The sequence below is a fragment of the Paraburkholderia rhynchosiae genome, assembly GCF_002879865.1.
In the GTDB taxonomy this organism is placed as follows: Bacteria; Pseudomonadota; Gammaproteobacteria; order Burkholderiales; family Burkholderiaceae; genus Paraburkholderia; species Paraburkholderia rhynchosiae.
Map to the genome: position 1 here is coordinate 1 of NZ_PNXY01000079.1, position 5,365 is coordinate 5,365.

The window sequence follows — 5,365 nt, forward strand, 5'->3', positions numbered from 1 at the left end:
ATCTCGGCGAACTGCACGCGAGCGCCCGCAACAAGCTCAAGAGCGCTCAAAAGCGGCCTTCGATCATTGCCGCTTGCTGGATGCAGGCTACGCTGTGGTGACGTCATGAATTATGGAAGTCTCAATAATATCCATGGCAGCGCGAAGTGCTTCATGTGAACGCGCAGAGGTCGCATCCCGAACGAGAGTTACGTGATAGCCAAGTTCCATCCCGATGCGGTCCGTCGCTTCAAGGCAGGTGTTCGCAAGCAGTCCAATCAGGATGATCTTTTCCTTGTAGTTCCTCTTAAGCAGTTGATCCAGATCGGTATTTGGAAAGCCGCTGGATGCCCAGTGCTCAGTCGCAACAATGTCCCCTGGCTGCACTTGAAATTCGTCGTGAAACGTACCGCCCCATGTTCCCTTTGCAAAGGCTTGGCGCTCAGCGGCACCAAGCTGGTAAGGCGACGGATATTTCCAGTTCACGTAGTCACCCGACTCCCAACAATGGTGCGGCACGTGAAAAATCGTGACGCCAGAGTTACGCGCCGTTCGTACGATCGTCTCAAGGTTGTCGACCATTTTGTTCTCTTCGGCGATGTCCTTGATCCACGGAAATAGCTTGCCTCCATCACTCAGAAAGTCGTTGTACAGATCCACGCAAAGAACTGCTGTGATCTTGGGGTCATAGCTGGTCATCGAAATCTCCGCTGTTGAACTGCGAGCCGAACTGGCCAGAGGCGACTCCGGCACTTCCAAAAAATAGATTTAGTGCGCAATCCTTATGGCCGCTGCTTTTTTACAAGAGTCTTGAGAAATCCTGTGTCCAAGAAATTGATCCGACTTTCGTCAGGTCGGCGGTCACAGGCGTATCGAGCGCGCTCATGCAAACTTGAGTCCGATCACGCCACCGAGAATCAGCAGAATGAAAAACACCCGCAACGGTGCGGCCGAATCTCCGAGCAAAGCGATGCCAAGGATTGCCGTACCCGCCGCCCCGATTCCGGTCCACACGGCGTAACCGGTCCCGACCGGCACCGTACGAAGTGCCACGGAAAGCAGAACGACGCTCGACAGCCCCGTCGCGACCGTCAGCAGCCCAGGCGTCAGTCGCGTGAAGCCGTCTGAAGCCTTCATCGCAAAGGCGAAAGCGATCTCAAGCACGCCCGCCAGGCCAAGTAGTAGCCATGCCATCAGTGAAACTCCGTACGATATGAGCGATGTCAGGCTTTCGCGTATGCCGCAGCCGGAGCGGTGCGGAAGGCGATCCCCAGACGATTGAAGGCGTTCATCGAGCTGATCGCATAGGTGAGGTCAGCGAGTTCCTTGTTATCGAATTCGGCCGCCACCGCCTGGTAATCTTCATCGGGAGCGTGTGTTTCAGCCACCCGCGTGACCGTTTCCGCCCAGGCGATCGCTGCTTTCTCGCGCGCGCTGAACAGCGTGCCGGCGTCGCGCCAGACCTGCAGAAGGGTGAGCTTTTCCTCCGATACCCCGAGCTTCTTCAGGTCTCGCGTGTGCATATCGATACAGAAAGCACAGCCATTGATCTGCGAGACGCGCAGGTACACGAGGTTGACCAGTTCCTTCGCAAGGCCGCATTTCTGAAGTATCGAATGTACTTCACCGAACGCCCGATACGCGTCCGGCGACGCCTTGCTGTAGTTGATGCGTTGTGTCATGAAGAACCTCTCTGATTGATCGTTTAAGAGGCTTCATCTTGTCTCACCTTGGTCCAGTTCAAAAGGACCATGAACTTGCATCCGCGCTATGCCATGATTCTTGGCGCATGAGTCGAACCGGTCACATCAGCGCCAGGATTCGCTTGCCGAGTTGCGCTGCGGTTGCCTGACTGTCAACGTTCGTGAACCCGACGAGCAGCGCCGATCCGACTTGTCGTCCCTCGCCCCAATCCGAAAGTGCTTCGGCGTACAGGCCGTTTTCACCCATACTCGCAACGAGCCGTCGGTCTGACCGGCGGCAGCGTAAGCGCAAGATCAAATGCATGCCGCCTGGTTGCGCATCAATGTCCACGTAGTTGCCCAGTGCACTTTCCAGACCCGCGACCGTTGCATCGCGTCGTTCGGCATATAGCCTGCGCATTCGCTGAATATGCCGCGCAAAGTGCCCCTCTCTCATGAAAGATGCCACCATCGCCTGAACGAGGTGGGACGTGCCTGTGCCAAGCGTGTGAAAGACCTGCTCGAAGCGTTGGACGAGCGTTCCGGGGACGACAAGATACGCGAGTCGAAGGCTCGGCATCAGCACCTTGCTGAAAGTGCCTGCATAAAGAACTCTTCCGTTTCCATCCAGGCTTTTCAGCGCTGGCAAGGGCCGGCTGATATAGCGATACTCGCCATCGTAGTCATCTTCGATAATCCATCCCTTGTTTTGCGCAGCCCATTCCAGCAGGGCTAGCCGGCGGGGCAACGAAAGTGTTACGCATAAGGGGCTTTGATGGGCGGGAGTCACGATCACCGCCCGCGCGCGCGGTGCGAGTTCGATGCCGCGGGCAACATCGATCCCTTCTTCGTCCACCGGAATGGGAACTCCGTTCAGATTCAGCATACCCATCAACTGCCGGGTCGGCGGGTATCCCGGATTTTCGTACCACACCTGATCGCCCGCGTTGAAAAGCGCGTGAGAGATGAGTTCGATCGAGTGACGATAGCCTGATGTTACGAACACCTGCCTTGGGGCGCACTTGATGCCGCGCGAGACGTGAACGTATGTCGCGATAGCCGCGCGCAGCTCCTCCAGGCCACACACTGGCGGGTGAACCATGTCGAACGCTTGCGTCGCACGAATACGGTTCGCGCCCAGCCGGGCCCAAATCTTTCGGGGAAACATGTCAAGTGCGGGCAAGCCCATCTGAAACGGCAAGATGGAATCGGGACGGAAGCTGGGCGGGTCTGGCGCGGCCCTCAACTTCGGCTGCACTTCGCGTGTTGGAATCCGCGCCCGGAGGCCGGGCGTCACGATGGTTCCCGCCTGACCTCGCGAGACGACGTACCCTTCGGCGGCCAATAGCTCATACGCAGTATTCACCGTGCCCCGGGCCAGACCCAGTTCGGTCGTCAGGGCGCGCGCGGAGGGTATTCGGTCGCCGGGCTTGAGCGTGCCATCCGCGATGACCGACACAAGACGCTCATAGATCTGGCGATAGAGCGGAGTTTCTGCGGTCGGGTCGAGCGGCGAAACAATGGATGTTTTCAATTTGACCATGAGCGGTCGCGTTTGCGCGTCTGGAAAAGGATTGAACCAAGGCATGCGAAACAGGCGTTTCATGCTGCTCGCAGCAATGAGAGTTTGGTCTGCCGCTTCGGCATTGTCCGCTATTCATTTCGATGTCGTCATCATGGTCTATACGAAAACTCAATTCTTGGTTCTGTTAGTTGAACCATCCCCTCGTTAGAGTATTCCCACGCGACGCCTTCATCAAGCGATCCAGGCGCATCAGAAGAACACAGCACCGCTGCCTTGAAACGGAACTTTGGGAGCCACATAGATGAACATCCTGCATCTCACATTCAGTGCCCGGGGAGAGTCCTCAGAGAGTCAAAGGCTTTCGAGGAAAATCGTCGAGATGCTTTTTCAAAGAAATCCCAAGGCCGAACTGGTCGTCCGCAGACTTGGTGATGGAGCGCTACCGCACGTCGATGCGGACTATGCGTTCATGCAGCATTCAAACGATGCGGGACCCTACGGAAAGGGGTCGTCCGCCATGTCCGACCAGTTGATCGCGGAGCTTGAGCGGGCGGACGTGGTTGTCATCGGAACGCCCATGCACAATCTCAGCGTGCCGTCCTCCCTTAAGGCGTGGATCGATCATGTGGTTCGTGCGCGACGGACGTTCACCATGGCAACCTCGGGCAAGAAGGGCATGCTGCACGATCGACCTGTGTACATCGCGGTAGCGTCCGGCGGACGCTTTTCCGGAACGAGCGCTCATCAGCCTGATTTCCTGACGCCCTATCTGAAGGCCGTTCTGGCGTCGATCGGACTCAACAATCTGCTCTTCTTCTCAGTAGAAGGGACTGGCGCACGTGCGGAGTCCGTGGAACTCGCCCGTCGCGTGGCCGATCAAGCGCTCACGTCCCATTTCAACTCTCTTGAGCTTCAGCATGCCAGCGAAAACCTCGACTGAAACGCCGTCGCGCACAATCAACGCTATCGCCGTTTTTTGCGGCTCGAACTTCGGTGCTTCTGAACAATACGCACAGGACGCGCGCAAGCTCGGCCTGGCCTTGGCAGGTGCGGGCATAAAGGTAGTGTATGGCGGGACGACCAAAGGATTGATGGGTGCTGTAGCCGATGCGGCAATATCGGCGGGAGGCCAGGTGCACGGCGTCATCACAGAAAGCCTGCATCGGCGCGGCCATTCGCATTCGGCTCTAACTCATTGCGAGATCGCATCCACGCTAAGAAAGCGCAAGGAGCGGATGGTCGAGCTTGCTGACGCATTCATTGCACTGCCCGGAGGAATCGGAACGATTGAAGAAGTGATGGAAGCCTGGACGATGAACCAGTTGCAGGAAATCGACAAGCCTTTGGGTCTGTTGAACACTGCGAACTTCTTCATGCCCTTCATGGGTTTCATCGATCACATGGTTGAGCAGAGATTTCTGCCTTTCGCACATCGCGAATCCATCGCTATCCATAGCGACCCAAACGAATTGATTGAGTCGTTACGTCGCCAGCCACGTATCGATGTACCCAAATGGATTTAGCTGATGAGACCGTCATCTACATCATGAATATGATCGGATGGCCGCTTACGAGTCTCGAAGAGGCACTCGCATGACCTAAGAGCGGAGGAACTGTACGACCGCTTGTGGCCGGATCGAGGCAGTATCACCCGTGATTCGCTCGCCGCAAAGCGGTCGTTGAGCAAGGGGCTATGAGACCCCGGGCATATAAACTGGACGACGACCTCGAACGGCCGTTCATGGCCGACCACTGCCTTATGCAATCGGCGTACGCCCCCCGACCCTCGCACGGTTGCGATCGACAGCACGCGACCCTAAACTGCCCTCCAGATTTTCCAATAACGGTCGTTCAACATGTGCAGCCAGCCTCGCCGACGGCGTGTCGTCCACGGCCATCAGTCAGCACGTCGGAATGCATTTTAGCGACGCGCAACCCGCCATGGTTGCCACGATCGCCAGCAGCAGCATCAGACTGAATATGCGCTTCATTATCACGTCAACTCTCCTTGGTACTCCTTTCGATTCGCTGCGTCAGCGCGCAGCTGCGCCTAGAGGGTGTTAGGAACTTGAATAGTCTGTGCGACATGTACAAGCATGAGCATGGCGAAGACAACGAAGTGTAGGCCGGCCAATGTTTCGGGCAGGCGTTCGTAATCTCGCGCCAGTCGCCGGAATCG

Annotated in this window: 6 protein-coding genes; 2 read left to right on the forward strand and 4 right to left on the reverse strand. The window is 56.9% G+C overall.

Going from position 1 to position 5,365, the window contains the following annotated elements; genetic code table 11:
* Positions 1 to 87: 87 nt before the first annotated feature.
* The 4 genes from C0Z16_RS36635 to pdxR all read right to left on the reverse strand — a co-directional run bounded on the left by C0Z16_RS36635 (position 88) and on the right by pdxR (position 3,204).
* Positions 88 to 678, reverse strand: coding sequence for an isochorismatase family cysteine hydrolase (locus C0Z16_RS36635; RefSeq protein WP_102636807.1), 591 nt, complete (start codon positions 676 to 678; stop codon positions 88 to 90).
* 183 nt (positions 679 to 861) lie between these two features.
* Positions 862 to 1,173, reverse strand: a complete 312-nt coding sequence (locus C0Z16_RS36640; RefSeq protein WP_035942530.1) for a DMT family transporter — start codon at positions 1,171 to 1,173, stop codon at positions 862 to 864.
* A gap of 29 nt (positions 1,174 to 1,202) precedes the next feature.
* Positions 1,203 to 1,661 (reverse strand): carboxymuconolactone decarboxylase family protein, encoded by a 459-nt coding sequence (locus C0Z16_RS36645; RefSeq protein ID WP_102636808.1) that lies wholly within the window; start codon positions 1,659 to 1,661, stop codon positions 1,203 to 1,205.
* A 121-nt stretch (positions 1,662 to 1,782) separates the two neighbouring features.
* Positions 1,783 to 3,204 carry a MocR-like pyridoxine biosynthesis transcription factor PdxR gene (gene pdxR, locus C0Z16_RS36650; RefSeq protein ID WP_102636811.1) on the reverse strand — a complete coding sequence of 474 codons (1,422 nt, stop codon included), beginning with the start codon at positions 3,202 to 3,204 and terminating at the stop codon, positions 1,783 to 1,785.
* A 283-nt stretch (positions 3,205 to 3,487) separates the two neighbouring features.
* Here pdxR and C0Z16_RS36655 point away from each other — a divergent pair, with 283 nt between their 5' ends.
* Together C0Z16_RS36655 and C0Z16_RS36660 are read left to right on the forward strand one after the other, a co-directional pair.
* A complete protein-coding gene (locus C0Z16_RS36655) occupies positions 3,488 to 4,126 on the forward strand; it encodes an FMN-dependent NADH-azoreductase (RefSeq protein WP_102636809.1) in 639 nt (212 codons plus the stop codon).
* Positions 4,104 to 4,709: an LOG family protein gene (locus C0Z16_RS36660; RefSeq protein WP_102636810.1), complete on the forward strand. Its 606-nt coding sequence runs from the start codon at positions 4,104 to 4,106 to the stop codon at positions 4,707 to 4,709. The genes C0Z16_RS36655 and C0Z16_RS36660 overlap by 23 nt, the downstream gene beginning before the upstream one ends.
* The last annotated feature ends 656 nt before the right edge of the window (positions 4,710 to 5,365 follow it).